Source organism: Catellatospora chokoriensis, from assembly GCF_011297315.1.
In the GTDB taxonomy this organism is placed as follows: Bacteria; Actinomycetota; Actinomycetes; order Mycobacteriales; family Micromonosporaceae; genus Catellatospora; species Catellatospora citrea.
In genome coordinates, this window is sequence record NZ_JAAOTI010000003.1 from 404,737 (window position 1) to 425,107 (window position 20,371).

Sequence of the window (20,371 nt, forward strand, 5' to 3'; positions counted from 1 at the left end):
GCGTCGTGAACCCCGACGCCGGCATGAACGTCTTCCAGTACGGCTTCTTCGGCGCCGGCGCGTCCCAGTGGAAGGTGCAGGTCGACAAGCTCACGCCGAGCTGCCGCTGGGCCGACGGGACCAACGAGGTGCTGCTGAAGGCCACGGGGTACACGCTGCCCGACAACACCTGGGTGAAGATGAAGTGCTCGCGCCTGTCCGCGACCAGCTTCGAGCTCCGGGTGACCGACCCGGCGACCGGCTCGCTCCTGACGCCCGCGGTCACCACCACGGCCACCATGGGCGCGATCGTGCCGACCGGTGCCGCGACGATCGGCGCCAAGAGCATCAACGCCGCCAAGGACGACAGTGTCACCGACCAGTTCCGCGGCGACATGGACGACATCTTCTTCCACCGCGACTGAGCGATGAACCGATCGCTGCCCGCCGCACCGGCGGGCAGCGATCGGCCCCGGTGAAGTGGATATCGACGGGTGTCTTGACAACCGCGGAGCGGTTGCCTGATCATCGAGAGAGCGCTCCCTCGAAGATCACCAAGTATCCCCACGCCCGGGGCAGGACTCGTGACAACGACAGCTGGACACCTCGACCGTGTTGTCGCACGGGCCGCTGTCGCGCGGGCGGTGCTGCTCGGGCGAGCGGCGGCGACCCTCGCCATCGCGGGCGGTGGCCTGCGCCTTCGCGTACAGCCCGGACCGCTGGTCACCGTGCTGGTGCTCATCCTGCTGTCAGCGGCCGTCGCGCTGGTGGCGCTGTCCCGCGATCCCCACGTGGTCGCCCATCCCCTGCCGGTGCTGGCTCTGGACGCGACGATCGTCATGGTCGTCCTCGGGATCGACGGTGGTGACGTCGCCTTCTTCTGCTGCGCCGCGGGGGCGAGCGCGCTGGCCGGGGTGCTCGTCGGTTTCCGGGCGCTACTGCCGGCCGCGGGCTATGCCGGGCTCGGCTACCTGGTGGCGGCACACATGCTCGGCGCGGCACCGGGCGCGGCGAGCCTGGCCGGATTCGTCCTGGCCTTCCCCATCGTCAACGTACTGGCCGCCGTCGGCGCCGCCGTGGCGACCGCAGCGCTGGCCGCCCACGTCGAGCTTTCGGTCAGGCTGGTGGCGTCGGCGCAGCGTACGGCCGCTGCGGCAGAGCGGTCCCGGCTCGCTCGCGAGCTGCACGACTCGGTCGCCAAGACGTTGCGCGGGGTGTCGTTCGCGGCCCTGGCGCTGCCGACGTCGCTGCGGCGACAGCCCGCGCTGGCCGAGCAGCTGGCGGCGACGGTGTCGGCCGGGGCCACCGCGGCGGTACGCCAGGCGCAGGAGGTTCTCGAAGGGCTCCGCCTCGACGATCCGGATCACGAGTTCGCCGCGACGGTGGACAGGATCTGCCGCCGGTGGGCCGATCGCACCGGCGTCCCGGTGCGTTGTTCGGTGGCGACCGGGGATCTCCCGTTGGATCTGCGCTACGAGATGGCGCAGATCCTGCACGAGTCGCTGGAGAACATCGCCCGGCACGCCCGGGCGGGTTCGGTGGCGGTGGAACTCGCCTACACCGGTGACGGTGTCCGGCTGCGGGTCACCGACGACGGGGTCGGATTTCGCGTACCGGCCGAGTGGCGCGGCTGCTTCGGCCTGATCGGGATGGCTGAGCGGGCCGCCGCGATCCGCGGCACGCTGCGGGTGGTGTCCGCGCCGGGCGCGGGTACGACCGTCGTCGCGGACGCCGCGCTGCAGGCGGTCGCAGCCGCGGGAGCGCTGTCGTGATCTCGGTGATGGTCGTGGACGACAATCCCATCGTCCGCGCGGCGCTGTCCGGGTTCCTCGCACTCTGCCCCGAGGTACGCGTCTGCGCCCAGGCCGCGGACGGGCGCGAAGCCGTCGCGCTGGCCCGCCGGGACCGGCCCGCGGTGACCCTGCTCGACCACCGCATGCCGGTGGCGGACGGCCTGTCGGTGCTCGGGGAGCTGGTCGCGCACACCCGCGTGCTGGTGCTCACCAGTGACCCGAGCCCGCAGCTCATCGCGGGGATGCTGCGCGGCGGCGCACGCGGCTACCTGGTCCACGGCGCGTTCGATCCGGCGGAGCTGCACCGCGCGGTGCTGGCCGTGGTGGCCGGGCAGGGCTGGCTGTCGCCGGTGGCGGCCGCGGTCGCGGCAGCGGCTGTACGCGAACAGGCCGAACACGAGCGGACCCGGCGCGACCTCGCCGAGCGGCGGCGGCTGGCCAGGTCCCGGTTCGGGCTGACCCGGCGGGAGCAGGAGGTGCTGGCGCAGCTCGCGCAGGGCCTGTCGAACGCGGCCATCGCCCACCGGTTGATGCTGGCCGAGAAGACCGTCAAGAACCACCTGCAGCACATCTTCGCCAAGCTGGGCGTGGCCAGCCGCACCGAGGCGGTCGTCGTGTGGACCGGGCGGCGGTAGCGGCGTGCCCGTGATGTCCAGGCGGGTGCTGGGCTGGGCAGCCCTGGTGCTGGCCGTCGCCGCGACCATCGCCGTCGTACCGCCGCTGATCATGCCCGCGCCGCAGCCGGACCGCACGCCCGCGGCCGGCGGACCTCCTGGCTCGCCGACCGTGCCGCCGTCAAGCGTTCCGCTGCCGTCCGCCCCGTCGCCTCCCGCCCCGTCGCGAACGCCGGCGGCCCGCTCGCATGCGGCTGTGCCGCCGGCGAGGACGATCGCACCGGCGGCGTTCGGGCCGGTCACCGTGCATGCCGCCGACCCGGCCAACATCCGGGTGGGCGCCCGCGTCATCGAGTGCCCCACCTGCGTGGACGGCAGCCGGGTCGGCTACATCGGCGGTCCGAACACCCTCGCGGTACGCATCGCGGGGGTGCCGCGGGCCGGGGAGTGGACGCTGACCGTCGTCTACGAGACCGAGCAGCCGCGCACCCTCAAACTCGCCGTCGACGGCGGCCCGGTCCGTGAGCTGACCCTGGCCGGTGCCCGGAGCTGGCTGATCCCGGTGCGAGTGTCGGTGCGCCTGCGGCTGCCGAAGGGCGACTGCTGGATCAGGTTCTTCAACGACACCGGGTCGGCCCCCGACATCAACACGATCACGGTCAGCTGACCCGGCGCCGGGCAGCCGCCCCGGGCGGGCGCCTCGCACGCCGCCCGCCCGGGTAGCCGGTCAGAACTGCCCGGCGCTGTTGCACTTGGCGGACTGGACGATGCAGTTCTTCACCCGGTGTCCCTGCGCGTCGTTGTCCCAGACGTTGACGAAGTCGCCGTGCATGGACGAGGCCATGCCCGACGCCAGCGTGAACCCGTCGGCGCTGCCGACGGTCGGGTACGCGATGACGAACGAGACCGACGGGATCGCCACCGGGAACGCGCTCGGGCACGTTCCGTTCGGGGTGAACGCCACGTGCGACTTGTGGTCGGGGCTGTCCAGGTGCACGCCGTCCCAGCAGTCGGGGAAGACCAGCTGGAACATCAGCGTGCCGCCCGGCGAGCAGATCGGCCAGTTGCCGTCGGTGCTGCGGCCGATCTCGCCGCCGGTGGTCCCGCCGACGCAGTAGAACTGGTTGACCGCGCCGGCCGGCGTGGGCACCTGGCGGCTCGCGCTGCCCGCGATCATCTCGAAGCCCAGCGGGAAGGGCACGGTCTGGCTGGGGTCGGCCAGCCGCGAGCCGTAATACACCACGATGCCCTTCGGCTCGACCACCGCGCCGCGGTGGTACAGGGTCGGCACCCAGTACGCCGACAGGTCGGCCGGGGCCGGGGTGCACGTGGTCGTGGTGTTGGCGCGCAGGCTGTCCAGAGTGGAGTTGGCGTTGGTGCTGCGGTTGCCGAAGAAGCTGTGCATGTGGGACGCGCCCGGCAGCCCGGGGAACACGATCGGGTCGTCCTTGTAGGAGTGACTGTAGGTGCAGGTCGCGTTGAACTCCGGGACGCGTACGGCGTTGGGGGGTGCGGGCGCCACGGCCATCGCCCGGAAGGCGGCCAGTTGCGCGTTCCACTTCACCGGGTCGACGTCGACCCAGCCGGTGCCGGTTCCGGTGCCGCCCGAGCTGAACGAGAGCCAGTTGAGGTTGACGAAGTCGGCGCCGCTGCCGGTGTTGGCCATGACGGCGTACACCGACTGGACGCCGGCCGGGTGGCTGGTGAGGTTCACCGTCTGGGTGACCCAGGCCTGCCAGCCGCCCGTCGCCGTGACGGTGAACCGGGCCAGCACGGGCCCGGTCAGCGAGCCGGTACGCAGCTCGACGGTGCCCGGGCCGCCGACGGCCGAGGCGACGCGGACGGAGACGGCCATGGTGCCCGAGGCGCCCAGGTCGACACCGTCGTAGCGCAGCCAGTCCCCCCTGGCGAGGTAGCCCACGGCGGAGCCGCCGCCCGTGTCGACGGTCGGCTCGACGACGCCGCCGGACTGCGCCGAGTACGCCTCGGCCTGCACCACCAGCTCGGCCGCGGCACCTGCCGACGGCGTCAACGCGACCACGGCCGCCGCGAGCACCATGGCCGCGGCACCGGCACCGAGCGAGAGCACCCGCACCCGCCGCCTGATCCAGTCCCTTGTCATGCGCGACCTCCTACGTCGAAAGAGCGAGATCTTTTCAACGTAGTTACGGACGTGAGTCGCGTCCTGAGGCGAAAGCCTCAGGAGCCGCCGATTCCGGGGCCCACTTTCGACCTCCGCGCGGTGCTCTGGCGCACGATGAGTTCAGCCGGGAACAGTTCGCGGTGCCCGGGTGAGATGTCACCGGACACCAGCAGCCGCACCGCCGCGGCGGCCATCTCCTCCACCGGCAGCCGCATCGTGGTCAGCGGCGGGTTCGTGCAGATCGCGGCCACGCTGTCGTCGAATCCGATGACGCTGACGTCCTCGGGCACCCGCCGGCCGCCGGCCGTGAGCGCCTGGACCACGCCTGCCGCCATCAGATCGCAGGCCACGAAGACCGCGTCGAGGTCCGGGTGCTGCTCCAGCAGGCGCTGCGCGGCGTCGTAGCCGCCTTCGCGCGTGAACGCGGCGTCGGCGCTGATGTCGGCCAGCCCCAACCGCTGGATGGCACGCAGGTGCCCGATGCGCCGATCGGCGGCGCAGGTGCTGATCGCCGGGCCGTGAATCGCGGCGATCCGGCGGCGACCGAGGCGGTGCAGCTGCGTGACCGCCGCGCACGCCCCGCCGATGTTGTCGGCGACCATCGCCGGGACCGTGGCCGCGGTCGGCACCAGCGAGACCACGCGGCGGCACCGGCGGTGGAACCGCGCGGCCAACGCCGGGGTGATGTCGGACAGCACCGCGCCGAGCGTGACACCGGCAGCGATCTCGTCCAACGCCTCGGCTGCCGACTCGTGGCTCAGGGCGTGCACCCGCAGTTGCGCGCCCATGCCTTCCAGCAGCGGCATCATCCCGGCCAGGATGCGGCTGTAGTAAGGGTTCGAGCCCAGCCAGCCGCCGGGCAGGTTGCAGCTCACGGCGATCACGTCGACCACCCGCGGGCGGCCGGAGGCAAGCGCACGAGCCGCCTCGTTGGGCCGGTAGCCGAGTCTGGCCACCGCCTCGTGGACCCGCACCCGCAACGGCCCGGACGCACCGGGCGCATTGTTGATCACGCGCGACGCCGTGGCCCGGGACACGCCCGCCATCCGCGCGACGTCATCGATCGTCGGCTTGGACCTGTTCATGTGGCACCTGCACCCTCCGCCGCGTTCGGGGATAGCGGTATTCCGACGATACGGGCGAGAGCGCTCTCACAGGTAGCATCTGTCGGGCGCTGCGTACACTCTCGACGATGAGCGATGGCCCGCTGGCCGGTCTCGACGCGGTGCCGTGGCATCTGCTGCACCACGCCTACGGCCCGGCGACGGACGTGCCGGGCCAGCTTCGCGCGCTGCGCAGCCCCGACCCGGCGCGGCGTGCCGATGCGCTGTCGCAGCTGTCCGGCAACGTCTACCACCAGGGCACCAGGTGGCAGGCGAGCCGGGCGGTCGTGCCGTTCCTGGTCGCCCTGACCGACGACCCCGAGACCCCTGACCGGGCCGCTGTCGTCCAACTGCTGCGCCGGATAGCGGTCGGCGACCGACGCGACGACGGGCTGCCCTTCGACCCACAGCGCACCTTCGCGGCAGGCGACGCTTTCGACGGCGCAGACCACGACGACATCGTCCAGCGGTTCTACGCCGAGGAGGAACTGGCGGAGGACGAGATCGACGTGCTGGACGCGGCGGCGGTGCGCTGGGCAGCCGACTGCTACTTCAGCGCCGCCGCGTGCCTGTCCACGATCACCGTCTGGGTTTCTGACTCCGACGACCAGGTGGCAGCCCATGCCGCGGCCCTGGCGGCCTGGTTCGAACCCACGGCCGCAGTGGTGTCAGCTCTGCTCGCGGTGCCCGAGCACCGGCCACGACCCAGGGCCAGCGCGAACCTGGCCCTGGCGCACTCACCCACCACGGACGTGCGTGTCGACCGGAGACTACGCGAGTTGACCGGTTCGGGCCTCGCGACGGTCGCCCTCACCGCGGCCGTCGCCTCGGCGCACCGGGTCGGCGGCGCGCTTTCCGAGCAGGCGCTGTCGATCCTCGTCGAGGCCTCGGAGCGGGACGACCTCGAAGCAGTCGTCGGCTGGGACCGTCACCCGCGCGGCTTCGTGATGCTGGCCCTGCGACGCCTCGGCCTCGGCTGAACCACACCTACCCGGCGTACGGCCTGGGCGACTCGCACTCCAGCCGGGCTGCGTGAGCAGCACCGCCACCCACGGCGGTGCCCGGTGGTGGTAGAAACACGGTCTGTGCTCGTCTGGATTTCGTGCCCACTCAAGGAGTTCACGTGACGGCGGTGGCGGAGGACGCGACGACCGGCACGGCGGATGCACCGCGCGACAGAACGCTGCTGCTGTCGGCGCTCGGCGTGCCGTTGGGCACGCTCGCGTTCCTCGGTGACGAGCTGCCGGAAACGGCCGGCCGGATCGTGCTGACGCTGACCAGCAACGGATTCGCCTGGGGCACGGCCGCGCTGGTCGCCGGGTACCTGGTGCGCCGCGCACGCCGAGCCCCCCTGGTGGCGACTGCGCTGCTGCTCGTCGCCACCACGGTGTACTACGGACTCATCCTGGTCGTCTCCCGCCGGTGGAGCGGGGCGACGCTGGAAGACGGCTCGTCCGCGGACGTCCACGGGTTGCTGTCGATCGCTCGGGCGGCGGGTTTCTGGCTGCTGCTCTCCGTGGGCGCCGGGCTGATGTTCGGCAGCCTCGGCCACTTCATCAGAAACGGACCACGCCACCGCTCCTCGGCGGCCGCGGGCCTCGCCTTCGGCATGCTCGCTGCGGAAGGGCTGTACCAGCTCAGCCACGACTACTACTGGCCTGTCACCAACGACTTCGTCCGGGCGATCGTCGTGTCGAACGCGGTGACCGTGGTGCTGTCGCTGGTCGTCACCGTCGTGTTGGCAGCGTCCCGGAGGGCGCGCGGGTCGTGGTGGGCCTACCTGGGCTCTGCCGTGGCCGCAGGAGGACTCGGCACCGTGCTGTGGGGCCTGGTCGACGCCGTCAGAGGCACCGGCTTCGGCGGGTAGCACCGGATCCACGCGGGGATCCGACGGTGGAGCGCCCGCCGGTATGCCGTGTCACCAGCCGATTCCGGCCGCGACCGGCAGGTGGTCACTGCCGGTGGCGGGCAGCACCCACGATTTCACCGGCCGCACTCCTCTGACCAGGATGTGGTCGATGCGCACCAGCGGGAACGCGGCCGGCCAGCTGAAGCCGAAGCCGTCGCCGGCCGCGTCCTGGACCGAGACCAGCCGCGAGGTGGGGTCGGCCAGCGCGCGGTCGTCCGTGGCGCCGTTCAGGTCCTGCCCGGTCTCCGCCGTGCCCACCTGTGTCATCGTCTGTCCTCGCTCGCTGCCGGTCACAGCTGGCCACTCCACCACGCAGCGTGTTACCGGACCGTGAGCCGCTCACCGGACATGGTCTTCGCCACCGTCCCCGCACGCAGAGCGACACCGTTCCTGGCAAACCACATCGTCGTCCCGGCCGGGGGGCTCCGGTTGCCGCGGTGTGCTCCTAGCCACCGCAGTCGGCGGCAGCTGCCTGCCGGAACTCCTGCGCCCCGGCGAACGAGCTCTCATACCGGCCGCCGCCCGCGTACCGCTTCGTCAGGATGGGCCGCGCCGGATCCACCGTGCGCAGTTCGGCGATGGTGAACGGAAAGCTGGCGAGCCGCCGCTCACCCGTGCCATCCCACACCCGCACCTCGTAACTCTGCCCGTCCTCGAGGGCGGGCAGAGCGCGGTCGGACTGCCACGTCGGACCAGGTTCGGCGAGCGGAACCTCGGCATGGTTCGCGTCCGGCGCAGCGCCGGTCCGCGTGAGCCGCAGCAGCGGATCGCCGACGCTGCCGTCGGAGCGCGCCGGATACAGCACCAGCGTCGCGGGCGCACCGAAGCTCTCACACCAGGCGAGCACGGCTACCAGCCGGCCGGCATCGTCGAGGACGACACCACCGGTGCCGGCGACTTCCGGACCGCAGCCCGCCGCCGCCAGCATCGCGAGCACGGCCGGCGTGATCGACATCCATCGCCGCCTCATGGGCCGATCGTAAGCAGCCGGCACCACCGGCGTCGACGTGCGCACCAGGATCGCTGGTCGCGTCGCGCGCTGGCAGAATGACGCCCGTGTCGATCGCCTATGTTCTGCTGCACAGCCCGCTGGTGGGACCGTCGACCTGGGCCCCGGTGGCACAGCGCCTGCCGAACGCGGTGGTGCCGTCGTTCCTGCATCTCGCCGAGGCGGAGCCGCCGTTCTGGCCGCGGGTCGCCGAGACCGTGGCCGCCGCGGTCGCCCCGTTGCCGCCCGAGACCGAGGTGGTGCTGGTCGGGCACAGCAACGCGGGCCGCTTCATGCCGGTCGTCGTGGACGCGCTCGACCATACGGTGCGGAGTTGCATTTTCGTCGACGCATCGCTGCCCGCCCGCGCAGGTCTGACCGACGCCGTGGCGCCCGCACTGCTCGAGGTCGTCCGCCGCAAGGCGGAGGGTGGACTGCTGCCGCCCTGGTCGCAGTGGTGGGACGGGATCGACCTCGCCCCGCTCTTCCCGGACGCGGAGACCATGCGGGCGATCAGCGACGAAGAGCCACGGCTGCCGCTCTCCTTCTTCGAGCAGCCCATCCCGGTCGTGGCCGGGTGGGACGACCGGCCATGCCACTATCTGATGTTCGGACCGGACGGCGCGCAGGCGCAGGGCGACGACCACAAGGCGGCGGACGCGCGCGAGCGGGGCTGGCGGGTCGAACACATGCGAGGGCTGCACCTGCACCAACTCGTCGACCCGGACGGGGTCGCCGACATGATCCGAACAATGGGTTAGGCGGCCGCACCTGGGTGTGGCCGCCTAACCGCTCTCCCGGCGCCGGCAGCGCTGCTCGTGACAGCCGGGTCGAGCGACGACGTCGTGCCCGACGGTCAGGTGATGGGCTCGCCGGTCGGCGCGACCAGCCACCACAGCGCACCGAAACCGTTCACGCCCTGGCCGTTGGTCTGGCCCGGCGCCGTGTCCTTGACGAAGTAGTAAAGCGGGTGATCGTTGTAGAGGACCTGCATCGAACCGTCGTCGCGAGCGACCGTGCTCAGCTTGTCCGCGGTCACCCCGGCGCCGGCCTTCGGCGCACCCGTCGTCACCAGTGGCGGCCAGGCGACCGCGCACTCGCCGGTGCAGGTGGACTTGGCGCTGGTGTCCGCCACGAACAGATACAGCGCCCTGCCCTGGCCATCGGTGAGATACGTGCCCATCGGCCCGGTGCTCGTCTGCACCGTGACCTCTTCCGCCGTCGTCGCGCGGAGCGGGTTCTCGGCGACCGCGGTCGTCGCGGCCCCCAGCACGGCCGCCGCGGCGAACGCGAGCGCGACCGTCACCCTGCCCAGCCCGTGTGCTGCCTTCGGGCCCATGTCGGAGTCCTTCCGCAAGATCTTCCTGACGTGACAACCCTACGCCCGCAATGACCTGGATGAAGACGGTTCGCGCTCACCCGCAATGAGGCCGGGGCCCGCGTCCGGGCGAGCCGCATTCTCCACGCCTCCCGCTGGCAGGGTCACCTGATCCGCTGATCGCGTAACAACCGGGTTGCAGCCCATGCCCGGGGCGACATCGCGTCCAGGGCCGGCAGTGCCAGAATCGGTTCGTGCGCAACGAGCAACGCCTACCAACGAGGACGCCCGAATCGCGCGCATTCGCGGAACGCGTACAGACCGTCATGGGCCTGACCGCGCGCCTGAATGCGCTTCCTTTCGATCACCTGGACGCGCGCAGGGCGGTGCTCACCGAGATCTTCGGCAGGCCCGTTCCGGATTCTCTGTCCATCCTGCCCCCGTTCTATTGCGACTTCGGGCTCGGCGCGTCGTTCGGAGAGCGCGTGTTCATCAATCAGGGATGCTTCTTCCTGGACTACGGGGGCATCACCGTCGGCGACCGCGTCCTGATCGGTCCCGGAGTGACGCTGAGCACGGCGGGCCACCCGGTCGAGCTCGACGAACGCTACGACTTCATCACGCACGCACCCATCGTCATCGAGGACGACGTATGGATCGGCGCCGCGGCCACGGTCACTCCCGGCGTGACGATCGGCCGGGGCTCGGTCGTCGGCGCGGGTGCCGTTGTCGCGAAGGACGTGCCACCGCTCAGTGTGGTGACGGCGACGAGCGTCGTGGAGCGCAAGCGCCTGAAGCCGGCGCCCACCGCAACCTCCTGAGGCGCGTCTGCCCACCTGCGCTCATCGACAGGAGCGCGCCGATCGGGTCCGGCCCGAACCGGCGACCGCCGACCCAGCTGTCGCCGGGCCGAGCACGCGTCCGGTGTCCGGTACACCGGCGTTCAGGGACCCCCGGGACCAGCCTCGATGGCTGCCGTGTCCGGTGTTTGTCGGCGTCTGACACTCCACACCCGACCATCGGATCCACTGGGCGGCACCGGACGAGAGGAGCCGCGAATGACCGGACTCGATGCCGTCGAAGCCCACCTGGTGGCACGATGTCGATCAACGGTCTGATCCTGCTCATCGCACCACCGGTGCTGGGCGTCGTCATCGGCTATGCCTGCGGGGGTCGCCTCGCCGAACTGCGCGGCATCCGGCTGTCGGCCCTGTGGCTGCTGTGGCTGGCCGCCGCCGTCCAGGCGGCGCAGTACTACGTGACTCCCCTGCGGCATCCCGCCCTGCTGATCGTGGTGTTCGGCCTGGTCCTGTGGTGGCTGGCCAGGAACCTTCCGGCCTGGCCGCTCGCGATCCGCGTCGCCGGCGTCGCCATCACGGTGGGTGCGCTCGCCAACGGACTGACCATCGCCCTCAACGGCCGTATGCCGTACGAGCCGGCCGCGGCCGCGGCAGTCGGCCTGCGACCGGATCTCACCACGCCCAAGAACGAACCCGCCGACGAGGCGACCCGACTCGCCTTCCTCGGCGACACCATCCCGGTGTCGCCGCTGAACAAGGTCGTCAGTGCCGGTGACGTGCTCATCGGCACTGGGACCGTCGCACTGACGGCGCTCGCGATGCGCCGCCGCCGCGACCAACCCGATCCAATACCCCAGCTCATGACGGGAGGTGAAACATGACCCTGACCATCGTCCGGCACCGGGCCGTCTACGCGCTGCTCACGTTGGCATCGCTGGCCCTGCTGCTCTACACGATCGGCGCGCCGATGACCGAAGGAAGCTAGGAGCGCATGCGAATCCGCATCATCATCGCGCTCGCCTCGCTGGCGACGCTGCTCTACACGGTCGGCGCACCGCACGAACACGGAGGCTGATCCGGGCTTGCCCGACATGCGGTGCGGTCGGCGTCTCGCCGCCCGCACCGCCCCTGCCAGCCCCTCCGCGTCACCAGCTGCCCTGCCCAGCTGACGGGGCCACAGCTGGTGTGTCATCGGTCTCGGACGAGTCGGACGAGCATCTCAGTGTCCTGATTGTTGCCCACGAACTCCGAGAACTCGCCGGCCGCAAAGGTCCAGCCGCCCTCGGCGACGATCGCGCGGAGCCTGTCCAGGGGCACTCGAACGGCCGCCGCGGGCATCTTCCACTCTCCGACGACGACCTGCTCGGCCCGTTCGGCGAGGGCGTCGAGCGTGTCGAAGGTTTCCGGCTCGACGTCGTCGACCTCGAACCAGTCGCCCTCGGCGGCCACTCGCAGCAGGGTCGCCTCGGCCGCCTCCGGTCCGTCGATGTCCTCCTCGATCCAGTCGTGTTCGAAGTAGGAGAAGCGGAGTAGAAGGCTCTGCGCGGGCATCCGCGCATCGTACGACTGCCGGCGCCCCGGCGGCACGCTGCCGCCGGGGCGCCTTGCCTGTCGTTACGCGATGTCGCGGCGGCGGTTGAGCACGATGCCGATCGTGGCGGCGACCAGCGACCAGCCGGCCATGACCAGCACACCGACCCACCACTGCGCGGCCTGCGGATACAGCTTCTCCGGCGACACCATGACCTGCGATGCGATGGACGGCATGACGACCGCGGAGGTCAGCACCCAGTCGCCGTGGATGAGAAGGTTCCGGATGAGCGTGAACACGCCCATCCCGCCCACGAACCCGCCGAGATAGATGATCATCGCCGTGACGACCGCGCCGATCTGGCTGTTGATCAGCGTGCCGAGCCCGAAGCCGAGCAGCGCCCACAGCAGGTACGCGACCAGATTGAAGATGATCGCCCGCTGGACCGGCCACTCGCCCAGGGAGTTCGTCAGGCCGATGTTGTCGAAGAACACCAGCCCGGCCACCACCGACACGGTCCGCGACACGAGCCAGAACAGGAACCCGAGGCCGAGTACGGCAAGGAGCTTGCCGAACACCACGCGGGTGCGCTGCGGTGTGGTCAGGAACGTGGCCGTCGCCGTCTGGTACTGGAATTCGTTGGTGATGACGAGGGCGCCCAGCAGCATCACCAGCAGCAGGCCGAAGAACTGGCCGCTGGTGAAGATGTTGCCGGCCGCGTTGACCGCCTGCAGGTGCAGGTCGTGCAGCTGCGCGAACTCCGCCTTGGCCGCGGCGGCCTCCGCGGCGCTCATGCCGCGGCCCGGCCGGAACACCGCCGCGGTGTCTCGCGCACGTTCGATGTGCTGCGCCGCCTCGGACATGTTGATGAACAGGGCGAGCCCGGTGAAGACCAGCGACGCGATGCCGAACAGCCACCAGGCGTTGGTGGTGGTGATCTTCCGGATCTCGCTGCGGACGAGCCGGAGCCCCGGGATGCCGACGTGGGCGATCACCGGGCGGGGCGCGGCCGGGGGCGCCTGGAGTGTCGCGGTCATCGAATGTCTGCCTTTCCGGCCGTCAGCTGGAGGAACACGTTCTCGAGGTCGCGCCGCTCGACGGTCAGCTCATGGATCTCGGCGCCGACCCGCATCGCCGCCGCACCGATCGTCGGCCCGTCCGCGCCCACGATCCGCAGCGCTCCGTCCTCGACGGGAGTGGCGGTGACCCCGGCGCCCAGCTCGGCGACCAGCGCCTCCGGGCGGGGCGTGCGCACGAGCATCTGGGCGCCACCGGCGGAGTCGATGACCTCGGCCAGCGGACCCTGCTGGACCAGCTTGCCCGCCGCGATGATCACGACGTCGTCGGCGAGGAGCTCCATCTCCGACATCAGGTGGCTCGACACGAGGACCGTGCGGCCCTCGTCGGCGAGCGACTTGAGCAGGTCGCGCATCCACCGGATGCCCTCCGGGTCCAGCCCGTTGGCGGGCTCGTCCAGGATGAGCACGTCCGGGTCGCCCAGTAGCGCCGCGGCGATGCCCAGGCGCTGGCGCATGCCCAGCGAGTACCCCTTGAACTTGCGGTCCGCGGCCGGCGTCAGCCCGACCGTGTCCAGCACGTCGTCGGCCCGGCTGACGGGGATCCCGGCCGCGTCGCACAGCACGCGCAGGTGGTTGCGGCCGGTGCGGCCGCGGTGCGCGCCCGACGCCTCCAGGAGCGCGCCGACCTTGCGGATGGGATCGGTGAGGTCGGCGTAGCGCCGTCCGCCGATGGTCGTGGTTCCCGCCGTGGGACGGACCAGGTTCAGCACCATGCGCAGCGTGGTCGTCTTCCCCGCGCCGTTGGGCCCCAGGAAGCCGGTGACCCGGCCCGGGCTGACGGTGAACGACAGGTCATCGACCGCGCGCACGTTCTTGTACAGCTTGGTCAGCCCATTGACAGCGATGCCATCGTCGGCCATCGACCAGCTCCCTTCCGTCCGATACATAGAAGCGTGATGCATAGTAGTTCTAGGTATCGGGAGCACGCAAGAACCGGGCGGTACGGCCTCGCGTCAAGCGCGCCGGGCCAGGTCGGCCCATCGCACAGGCACACAAAGCAGGCGAAATGGATCCGGCCGAGCGCGTGTCCGGCGTCGTCCGGCACGGCGGAAGTTCCGCATGCACCGCACCAGCGTCGACCGCTTCCGTGTCCGGTGTCTGCCGGGATCCGATGACCCCATCTCGGTGATCGGGTTCCCTGAGGAGGAGAACCGACACCCCGGCTCATCACCCGAGGAGGTGAACCATGACCCTGACCATCATCCGCCACCGGGCCGTCTACGCACTGCTCACGCTCGCATCGCTGGCCCTGCTGCTCTACACCATCGGCGCACCGGCGACCGAAGGAAGCTAGGTGCAGGCATGCGGATCCGCGTCATCATGGCGCTCGCCTCGCTGGCGACGCTGCTCTACACCGTCGGCGCACCGTACGAACACGGAGGCTGAGGCATGCGATTCCGCATCGCCCTCACCCTCGTCTCACTGACCACGCTGCTCTACACCGTCGGCGCGCCATTCAACCACGGTGGCTGATCCCTGCCTCGCCCGGCATCTTGCCTGCATCGAGCCGCCGAAAGACGCCGTCGGGCCCAGAGCCGTCGACGCCGATCTGGTCCCCGAGCGGCAGCGCAGGCTGACGGTGGGTCGGCCACGGCGCAACCACGCCGTGGCCGACTCACCGCTCAACTCACAGCGCCGGAGACACGGTGGTGATGTCGCCCGGCACCTCGGCGGCGTTCGCCGCCGTGATGAGCTGGTCGATGTCCATCCGGTGGTGGGTGTCGTCCCAGGGGTCCCAGACGGTGAAGTTGCTCGTGTACTGGCCGGTCTCACCAGCGGTGCTGTCGCTGGAACCGTAGCCGTAGATGACGACCCAGTGGCGCAGCAGGCCGCTGCCCCCGGAGGCGCCCCACGGCAGCAGCTGCGGCTTGACCAGCAGGATGCTGGGCTGGCCGTTGTCGATGCCGCGGCGGACCCGGTCCAGTCCGTACTCCAGCGGCAGGTTGCCGTCGCCGAACGAGTACCAGCCGTAGGTCTTCAGCCCGGTCCCCACGATGGGCGTGAACGCGGACATGGTCGAGGCCATGCTGCCCGGCAGGGTGCCGGTCGAGGTGGAGCCGGAGTGGCTGGCCAGGCTGGACTGGCTGGGCAGCGGGCTGGCGTCCATCGCCTCCAGCGCCGCCTGCATCGCGGCCGGGCCGCACCAGGTGCCGTTCTCCTGCGCCGACCCGTACAGGCCCACGTTGCCCACATGCAGTTCAGGACGTTCGCTGCCGCCGACGGTGACCTCGGCGTCGGCCGTGGAGGGACGCCACTTGCTCGCCGTCTCGTAGCCGCTCTGGCATCTTCGCCAGACCCCTGCCCTCATGTAGTTGGTCTGGCAGGTCAGCACACCGCCGTTGTGGACGACCATCGCCCGCACCGGCATGTCGCTGGACGGCCGCACCGCGAGCACGGCTCGCGTGGACGCGCCCGTGCCCTCCAGGCACAGCAGGTAGGTCACGCCGAGGTGGGTCTTGCTCTCGGTGCAGGTCGCGTCCGCGGGGATGGCCGGGCTGTTCTGCCACACCTGTGAGCCGTCGTTGACCGGGGCGACCACGGCGTAGATGTTCTCGTGGGTCGGGCCGGGGCTGACCGGATCGTACGGACCGACGAGCCGGACCTCGTTGTTCCAGTTGCCCTCGATCGTGGTGATGCGGCCGTCGGGGTCGACGCCCACCACCACCCCGATGTGGTTGCTCGCTCCGGAGCTGGCGCCGAACATCACCACGTCACCGGGCCGGATGTTGTTCTTGGACCGCAGCAGGCCGCGAGCCTGGCCCCAGCCGTAGAAGCTGCCGCTGTACGGGAAGAAGACGTCGATGCCGCCCTGGCGCCAGGTCCAGCTGGCGAACATGGAGCACCACGCCCACCCGCACTTGACGCCGCTCTGGCCGTAGGGATTGCAGTTGTCTCCCCACTCGTGCGTGCCGAGCTGGCTCTTGGCCGCGTTGACGATCTTGTCGCGAACCTCCCAGTCGATGAAGCTGCCCGGCGCCGGGGTGCCCGGCACGGTGGGGTTGCCCGGCCCGCCGGTCGGCTTCGGGGTGCTGTCGCACCGGCTCATGACGATGTCGTCGCTGCCGGTGGAGATGTAGTAGTCGGCGACCCACAGTCCGTCGCTGGTCTTGTCCCACACCGCCGAGCCGCCGTAGTTGAACTCGCCGTAGGCCTGGCAGACGATGGTGACGTAGCTGCCGCCGGGGTACTTGTCCACGGTCGCGGTCGAGTTCAGGCTCTTGCCCGAGTAGCCGTTGAGGGTGGTCTTGGCGAGGTAGCGGTTGCCGCTGCCGGACGGTCCGTCGCTGTCGCACCTGCTCATCACGATCCCCGACGAGCCGGTGCGCACGTAGAAGTCCGCCACCCACAGCCCGTCGCTGGTCTTGTCCCAGATCGTCGAGCCGCCGTAGTTCGCCTCGCCGTACGCCTGGCACATCACCGTGATGAACGTGCCCTCGGCGTACCTGTCCACGACCTTGGTCGCGGACAGGCTCTTGGCGTGGTAACCGTTGAGCGTGGTGCGCACCTGGAACTGCCGGCCGCCGTTGGGATTGGTGGTGACCCCGGGCGAGATACCGAGCGAGGTGCAGGTCGGCACCCCGGGGATCCGGCCCGACGTGCCGGTCTGGACGTAGACGTCCGGCACCCAGTAGCCGTCGTAGGTGTAGTCCCAGAGTGTGCTGCCCTCCACCGCGATGCCGTAGTCCTGGCACTTGAGGTAGAGCAGGCTGCCGGCCAGGTAGGCGTCGACCCGCACCGTGTCGGTCGGGTTGGCACTGCCGCGCCCGTTGACGTCGACCTTGGCGGCGTATGGGCCGTGCGGCGAGCCGGCCGAGGCGTGGCCGTCGATGCCCAGCGAGAGGCAGCGCGGCACGCCGCTGACAAAGCCGCTGGTGCCGGTCTTGACGTAGGCGTCGGGAATCCAGTAGCCCTCGCGGGTGTAGTCCCAGATCCCGCTGCCGCCGACCGACGGGCCCGAGTCCTGGCACCTGAGGTAGATCTGGGTGCCCGTCAGATACGCGTCGATCCTGGTGCGGTCTTCGGGATTCATGCTGCCGCGGCCGTCGATGGCGGTGGCGGCCGGATAGGGCCCGTACAGCGGGAAGGTGGGGTCCGCGCTGGCCGGCGTGGGTGAGGCCAGGACGGTGATGCCGGTCAACAACAACATCAACGCGGCACCCCCCAGCATGCTCTTTTGCAGGCGCAAGTGAAGTGCTCCTTGCCGAAGGGGATGAGTGGGGATCACCGCAACGTCGCAAGATGATCACCGATGGGCCACCCTAGCAGTGTCCGATCGGCCGAGACGATGGGTTATCACCCCGCAGGCAGGCCGCGCACGGCTTCGATCAGGCAGCTGATCCACATTGGAACCAGTGACATCAATCTTGTGTGATATATCGCATTATCGGGAAAGATAGAGCGACGCCGGGAATTGACGGCTGCCGACTCGCGGCGGATCATCATCGCGCACGAGAGTGGGGAGCCGATGTGGACCGCTGGGAGCGTCTCCTGACGCCGGTGTTCGACAGATACGACCGGGGGCGCGACCGGGCCCAGCACTGGATCGACGAGACGGCGGGCAAACCGATCAGGGCGTGGGTCGCCCCGATCCTGCTCGCGTTCGCCGCCACCGCCGCTTTCGTCGGCCTGTTCCGGCTCCTGCTGGCCGCGGCGGGCGGGTTCGGCCCCGCCGGCCGCTGGACGGTCGCCGCGATCATCGGCACGGTGGCCGTGATCGTGCTGGTCATCGTCACCCGCAACGTGGTCGTCTCGCTGGCCGACCCGAGCCAGCGACGCCTGCTGCTGATCGCGCTCATCACCTCGGGAGCCGGCATCCTGTCCAGCGTCCAGGCCGTGGTCGCACTGACGATCGCACTGTCGGACGACCCGCCGTCGCTGTGGACCATCGAGCGGTTCTACCTGTGGCGGCTGGTCGGCTCCGTGCCGCTGCTCGACATCCCCGCCCGGCTGGAGTGGACCGAGCCGCCGGTCCTGCCGGGGGTCAGCGGCCACGTGCTCGAACTGGCGTTCGCCCTCGTGGTCATCCCGCCGTTGGTGCGCGTCGGCATCGCCTTGTACGGCCATGCCGAGGACCGGGCCCGGGAGCGCAACTACTCGGAGGCCCTGGCCCACCGGTTCCAGGCCCGCAGCTCGTGGTCCAGCCTGGCCGACCCGCGCCTGACCACCATCGCGGCCGCGGCCGGCGTCACGTGGACCCTGGTGGAGCTCTACCGTCACACGCCGACCCGAATCCTGTCCCTGACGACGCTGGCAGGTGTCGTGACGGCGGCGGCCCTGGCCGTAGCGGCCCGGGCGGCCGTGCGCCGGATGTACGACCACCTGAGCGAACAGGCCGTCCTCATCACCCTGGCCTGCGCCGGCTTGCTCGTCTGGTTCGACAGCCCGGTCCGGGAGCTGCTGCTGCCGTCGGCCGCCTCGCTCGGCCTGTGGGCGAAGCTCGGCGTGACCCTGGCCGCGTGGCTGGTGCTGCTGCTGGTCGTGCTGGTCTTCGTGTGGTCGGACCCGGAGTTCCTGGAGGCCCTGCTCGCGCTCACGCTGGTGATCGGCTTTCTGGGCGCCGACGCCCCGGCCGCCGGATGGCTGCGCGAGCACGTCACGTGGCGGCCGTGGGAGCTGCCGCTGGGCCAGGCGCTCGCCACCGCGGGCGGCTGGTTCACCGTCGCGTTCCTGGTGCACCTGGTCTGGGCGGTCGCCCGGCGGCAGCAGATCCTGGGCCGGGCCGATCACGGCGACACGGCCAGTGGGCTGCGTCAGGATCTGCGGGCGTACGCGCTGCGGGCGGTGCACCTCGTGATCGCGGCCGGTGCGGCGCTGACGCTGCTGCGTTCCGCGCACGCGGCCACCGTGTCCCGCCCGACGGCGGGCCCGTGGACGGAGGCCTCGCAGTCGCTGACCGCCGCGGTATGGCATGTCGTCGACTCGCTGCCCGGCCCGGACGTCACGGACATCCTCGACTGGCGGCTGACCGCCGACGTCACCGGCCGCTGGGCGGGCCTGGTCATCATCCTGGCCGTGGGCGCGACCGTGCTGCTGGTGGCGCTGCCACTGATCCGTACGGTCGCGTTGTGGGCCCGGCTGACGGCCGGCCGACCACGCAGCAGCGACGCGCTGGCCTCGGTTCCCGGCGCGATCGCCGACGACCTCACCGCCGTCGTCGCCTTCATGGAAGACGTCGCCGCCAACGGCCGGCCGGAAATGACGTTCGTCCCCCGCGACCGGCCGAGGCCGTTCGGCAGCCGGGTCCGGCTGGTCATCCCGACCGACGCGCCGGCGCGGCGGCTGGTGCAGGCCGAGCTGAACATGGCCGCGCTGGTCCGACTGTTCGGCCACGAGTCCGCCTGGTACCAGGCGGCGGACCGGGCGTTCACGGCCACCGCCCGCGCGTTCGGTGTCAACGGCCTGCCTGCGGCGCCGCATCCCGGCGCGGGTCGCCGGCAGGACACCGTCGCCGCCGCCCGAGCCGCCGTGGACGAGTACACCGCGCTGATCGCGGGATGGCGAGCCGCCTGGCAGGCAGGCGCGCCGGTCGGCGAACCCGCGGCCGCTCCCGCCGCCACCGAGTGAGGCCGGGTCGGAACGACTGGCGAACCGCGCGGCGGCTCGTTGCGCCGATCGTCTCAGACCCGGCCCCTATCCTCGGGACATGGCCGTTCAACGCATGGACAACGTCGGCATCGTGGTCGACGACCTCGACACCGCCGTCGCCTTCTTCACCGAACTCGGCATGGAGCTCGAAGGCCGGATGCCGATCGAAGGAAGCTGGGCGGGGAAGGTCGTCGGGATGGACGGCACACGCACCGAAATCGCCATGATGCGTGTCCCGAACGCCGCCGGCCGGCTGGAACTCGTGACATACCACCACCCGAAGGCGGTCACCCCCGAGCCGAAGGTCACCCCGGCGAACACCCTGGGCCTGCACCGCGTCATGTTCGCCGTCGACGACCTCGAGGACACCCTCGCCCGCCTCCGCCCGCACGGCGCCGAACTCGTCGGTGAGGTGACGCGCTACGAGGACAGCTACCTGCTCTGCTACCTGCGCGGGCCGAGCGGCGTCATCCTCGCGCTGGCCGAGCAGCTGAGCTGAGCCGAACGTTCCGGAGCTCTGCGGGCAACC

General features: G+C 70.9%; 19 protein-coding genes and 1 pseudogene. 11 read left to right on the forward strand and 9 right to left on the reverse strand.

All coding sequences use genetic code 11. From position 1 onward, the window contains the following. Nucleotides 1-5: 5 nt before the first annotated feature. The 4 genes from HAV39_RS06815 (at nucleotide 6) to HAV39_RS06830 (ending at nucleotide 3,053) form a co-directional block, all read left to right on the forward strand. Nucleotides 6-404 carry a hypothetical protein gene (locus HAV39_RS06815; protein WP_191838315.1) on the forward strand — a complete coding sequence of 133 codons (399 nt, stop codon included), beginning with the start codon at nucleotides 6-8 and terminating at the stop codon, nucleotides 402-404. Between the two features lie 159 nt (nucleotides 405-563). Beyond that, the gene (locus tag HAV39_RS06820) at nucleotides 564-1,751 is read left to right on the forward strand and encodes a sensor histidine kinase (RefSeq protein WP_191838316.1); all 1,188 of its coding nucleotides are present in this window, start codon (nucleotides 564-566) and stop codon (nucleotides 1,749-1,751) included. Continuing rightward, on the forward strand, nucleotides 1,748-2,407 hold the full coding sequence (locus tag HAV39_RS06825) for a LuxR C-terminal-related transcriptional regulator (RefSeq protein WP_203736711.1): 660 nt from the start codon (nucleotides 1,748-1,750) through the stop codon (nucleotides 2,405-2,407). Before HAV39_RS06820 ends, HAV39_RS06825 begins: the two co-directional genes overlap by 4 nt. Nucleotides 2,408-2,420: 13 nt before the next feature. Then, nucleotides 2,421-3,053 carry a carbohydrate-binding protein gene (locus HAV39_RS06830; protein WP_191838317.1) on the forward strand — a complete coding sequence of 211 codons (633 nt, stop codon included), beginning with the start codon at nucleotides 2,421-2,423 and terminating at the stop codon, nucleotides 3,051-3,053. 60 nt (nucleotides 3,054-3,113) lie between these two features. On the opposite strand, the gene HAV39_RS06835 is transcribed toward HAV39_RS06830, so the two are convergent. Next, nucleotides 3,114-4,508 (reverse strand): DUF1996 domain-containing protein, encoded by a 1,395-nt coding sequence (locus HAV39_RS06835; RefSeq protein WP_191838318.1) that lies wholly within the window; start codon nucleotides 4,506-4,508, stop codon nucleotides 3,114-3,116. 77 nt (nucleotides 4,509-4,585) lie between these two features. Then, entirely contained in the window at nucleotides 4,586-5,614 is a 1,029-nt protein-coding gene (locus HAV39_RS06840) for a LacI family DNA-binding transcriptional regulator (protein WP_191838319.1), read from the reverse strand. Between the two features lie 107 nt (nucleotides 5,615-5,721). Here HAV39_RS06840 and HAV39_RS06845 point away from each other — a divergent pair, with 107 nt between their 5' ends. Together HAV39_RS06845 and HAV39_RS06850 are read left to right on the forward strand one after the other, a co-directional pair. Further along, nucleotides 5,722-6,612: a hypothetical protein gene (locus HAV39_RS06845; protein WP_191838320.1), complete on the forward strand. Its 891-nt coding sequence runs from the start codon at nucleotides 5,722-5,724 to the stop codon at nucleotides 6,610-6,612. 143 nt (nucleotides 6,613-6,755) lie between these two features. After that, nucleotides 6,756-7,499 carry a hypothetical protein gene (locus tag HAV39_RS06850; RefSeq protein ID WP_191838321.1) on the forward strand — a complete coding sequence of 248 codons (744 nt, stop codon included), beginning with the start codon at nucleotides 6,756-6,758 and terminating at the stop codon, nucleotides 7,497-7,499. Nucleotides 7,500-7,550: 51 nt separating this feature from the next. On the opposite strand, the pseudogene HAV39_RS06855 reads toward HAV39_RS06850, so the two are convergent. Next, nucleotides 7,551-7,775 (reverse strand): annotated as a pseudogene (locus HAV39_RS06855) (endonuclease/exonuclease/phosphatase family protein); the annotation flags it as partial. A gap of 211 nt (nucleotides 7,776-7,986) precedes the next feature. Beyond that, nucleotides 7,987-8,496, reverse strand: coding sequence for a hypothetical protein (locus tag HAV39_RS06860; protein WP_191838322.1), 510 nt, complete (start codon nucleotides 8,494-8,496; stop codon nucleotides 7,987-7,989). 101 nt (nucleotides 8,497-8,597) lie between these two features. Here HAV39_RS06860 and HAV39_RS06865 point away from each other — a divergent pair, with 101 nt between their 5' ends. Continuing rightward, on the forward strand, nucleotides 8,598-9,290 hold the full coding sequence (locus HAV39_RS06865) for an alpha/beta hydrolase (RefSeq protein WP_373311912.1): 693 nt from the start codon (nucleotides 8,598-8,600) through the stop codon (nucleotides 9,288-9,290). A 95-nt stretch (nucleotides 9,291-9,385) separates the two neighbouring features. Here the strand turns inward: HAV39_RS06865 and HAV39_RS06870 are convergent, their stop codons facing one another. After that, nucleotides 9,386-9,868 carry a COG4315 family predicted lipoprotein gene (locus HAV39_RS06870; RefSeq protein WP_203736713.1) on the reverse strand — a complete coding sequence of 161 codons (483 nt, stop codon included), beginning with the start codon at nucleotides 9,866-9,868 and terminating at the stop codon, nucleotides 9,386-9,388. Between the two features lie 233 nt (nucleotides 9,869-10,101). Here HAV39_RS06870 and HAV39_RS06875 point away from each other — a divergent pair, with 233 nt between their 5' ends. Both HAV39_RS06875 and HAV39_RS06880 read left to right on the forward strand, forming a co-directional pair. Further along, on the forward strand, nucleotides 10,102-10,668 hold the full coding sequence (locus HAV39_RS06875) for a sugar O-acetyltransferase (protein ID WP_191838324.1): 567 nt from the start codon (nucleotides 10,102-10,104) through the stop codon (nucleotides 10,666-10,668). A 278-nt stretch (nucleotides 10,669-10,946) separates the two neighbouring features. After that, nucleotides 10,947-11,528: a DUF5317 family protein gene (locus HAV39_RS06880; protein ID WP_191838325.1), complete on the forward strand. Its 582-nt coding sequence runs from the start codon at nucleotides 10,947-10,949 to the stop codon at nucleotides 11,526-11,528. 307 nt (nucleotides 11,529-11,835) lie between these two features. Here HAV39_RS06880 and HAV39_RS06885 read toward each other — a convergent pair whose 3' ends face one another. From HAV39_RS06885 to HAV39_RS06900, 4 genes are all read right to left on the reverse strand, one after another. Continuing rightward, nucleotides 11,836-12,198 carry a hypothetical protein gene (locus HAV39_RS06885; protein ID WP_191838326.1) on the reverse strand — a complete coding sequence of 121 codons (363 nt, stop codon included), beginning with the start codon at nucleotides 12,196-12,198 and terminating at the stop codon, nucleotides 11,836-11,838. Nucleotides 12,199-12,261: 63 nt separating this feature from the next. Beyond that, nucleotides 12,262-13,215: an ABC transporter permease subunit gene (locus tag HAV39_RS06890; protein ID WP_191838327.1), complete on the reverse strand. Its 954-nt coding sequence runs from the start codon at nucleotides 13,213-13,215 to the stop codon at nucleotides 12,262-12,264. After that, on the reverse strand, nucleotides 13,212-14,117 hold the full coding sequence (locus HAV39_RS06895) for an ABC transporter ATP-binding protein (RefSeq protein ID WP_191838328.1): 906 nt from the start codon (nucleotides 14,115-14,117) through the stop codon (nucleotides 13,212-13,214). Before HAV39_RS06895 ends, HAV39_RS06890 begins: the two co-directional genes overlap by 4 nt. 767 nt (nucleotides 14,118-14,884) lie before the next feature. Beyond that, the gene (locus HAV39_RS06900) at nucleotides 14,885-17,404 is read right to left on the reverse strand and encodes a CHAP domain-containing protein (protein WP_191838329.1); all 2,520 of its coding nucleotides are present in this window, start codon (nucleotides 17,402-17,404) and stop codon (nucleotides 14,885-14,887) included. 350 nt (nucleotides 17,405-17,754) lie between these two features. On the opposite strand from HAV39_RS06900, the gene HAV39_RS06905 reads away from it, so the two are divergent. Both HAV39_RS06905 and HAV39_RS06910 read left to right on the forward strand, forming a co-directional pair. Further along, the gene (locus HAV39_RS06905) at nucleotides 17,755-19,821 is read left to right on the forward strand and encodes a hypothetical protein (protein WP_191838330.1); all 2,067 of its coding nucleotides are present in this window, start codon (nucleotides 17,755-17,757) and stop codon (nucleotides 19,819-19,821) included. A gap of 79 nt (nucleotides 19,822-19,900) precedes the next feature. After that, entirely contained in the window at nucleotides 19,901-20,341 is a 441-nt protein-coding gene (locus tag HAV39_RS06910; protein ID WP_191838331.1) for a VOC family protein, read from the forward strand. The last annotated feature ends 30 nt before the right edge of the window (nucleotides 20,342-20,371 follow it).

Excerpts from the sequence above, each read along its gene's own strand:
- HAV39_RS06895 (WP_191838328.1), bottom strand. The coding sequence starts at position 14,117 with ATGGCCGACGATGGCATCGCTGTCAATGGGCTGACCAAGCTGTACAAG.
- HAV39_RS06830 (WP_191838317.1), top strand. The coding sequence starts at position 2,421 with ATGTCCAGGCGGGTGCTGGGCTGGGCAGCCCTGGTGCTGGCCGTCGCC.
- HAV39_RS06845 (WP_191838320.1), top strand. The coding sequence starts at position 5,722 with ATGAGCGATGGCCCGCTGGCCGGTCTCGACGCGGTGCCGTGGCATCTG.
- HAV39_RS06890 (WP_191838327.1), bottom strand. The coding sequence starts at position 13,215 with ATGACCGCGACACTCCAGGCGCCCCCGGCCGCGCCCCGCCCGGTGATC.
- HAV39_RS06835 (WP_191838318.1), bottom strand. The coding sequence starts at position 4,508 with ATGACAAGGGACTGGATCAGGCGGCGGGTGCGGGTGCTCTCGCTCGGT.
- HAV39_RS06900 (WP_191838329.1), bottom strand. The coding sequence starts at position 17,404 with ATGTTGTTGTTGACCGGCATCACCGTCCTGGCCTCACCCACGCCGGCC.
- HAV39_RS06910 (WP_191838331.1), top strand. The coding sequence starts at position 19,901 with ATGGCCGTTCAACGCATGGACAACGTCGGCATCGTGGTCGACGACCTC.
- HAV39_RS06860 (WP_191838322.1), bottom strand. The coding sequence starts at position 8,496 with ATGTCGATCACGCCGGCCGTGCTCGCGATGCTGGCGGCGGCGGGCTGC.
- HAV39_RS06870 (WP_203736713.1), bottom strand. The coding sequence starts at position 9,868 with ATGGGCCCGAAGGCAGCACACGGGCTGGGCAGGGTGACGGTCGCGCTC.
- HAV39_RS06880 (WP_191838325.1), top strand. The coding sequence starts at position 10,947 with ATGTCGATCAACGGTCTGATCCTGCTCATCGCACCACCGGTGCTGGGC.
- HAV39_RS06885 (WP_191838326.1), bottom strand. The coding sequence starts at position 12,198 with ATGCCCGCGCAGAGCCTTCTACTCCGCTTCTCCTACTTCGAACACGAC.
- HAV39_RS06840 (WP_191838319.1), bottom strand. The coding sequence starts at position 5,614 with ATGAACAGGTCCAAGCCGACGATCGATGACGTCGCGCGGATGGCGGGC.